At 77.7% G+C, this 591-nt stretch carries 1 protein-coding gene; it reads right to left on the reverse strand.

Features of this window, described 5'->3' with window-relative positions:
* Positions 1-591 (reverse strand): SDR family NAD(P)-dependent oxidoreductase (locus HW577_RS26195; protein WP_198378983.1); only part of this gene is annotated, 591 nt, incomplete at both ends.

Consider the following 591-nt stretch of genomic DNA (forward strand, 5'->3'; position numbering starts at 1 on the left):
GCGGGCAGCGCATCGACGGCGCGCAGCAGCAGCGCGAGCGGCAGCGGGAAGGCAAGCCGCCCCTGCCCCGCGAGGATGGCGCGGTGGCAGCGCGCCACCGCCGCGTCGAGCCCCATGGCAAGCGGGCGCCGCCCCTGCCAACGCGCGCCCATCGCGCTGTCGAAGAAGCCCGGCAGCAGCACGGTTACGGCAACGCCTTCGCGCAGCAGAGCCGCGCGCAGCCCTTCCCCGTAGCAGCGCAAGCCCGCCTTGGAGGCCGCGTAGCCCGGGGCGTCGGGCAGGCCGCGATAGGCGGCGACGGAGGCGACGAGCGCAATCCGCCCCGCGCGGCGCGCGCGCAACGCGGGCAGCAGCGGCTCGACCAGGTGCATCGCGCCCAGAAGGTTCACCGCGACCTGCTCCGTGGCCCCATCGGTCCCTTCGAAGGCGCCGTCGGGGCCGCGGCCGCGGGAGATGCCGGCATTGGCGATGACGCAATCGACCGGCCGCGCGGCGTCCCAGTCGCGCAGCCGGTCGGCGAGCACCGCCCCGTCGCGCACGTCCAGCGCCGCGGTCTCCACCTCCGCCCCCCGCGCGCGGCAGCGCGCGGCG

Source organism: Neoroseomonas rubea, from assembly GCF_016106015.1.
Taxonomy (GTDB): Bacteria; Pseudomonadota; Alphaproteobacteria; order Acetobacterales; family Acetobacteraceae; genus Neoroseomonas; species Neoroseomonas rubea.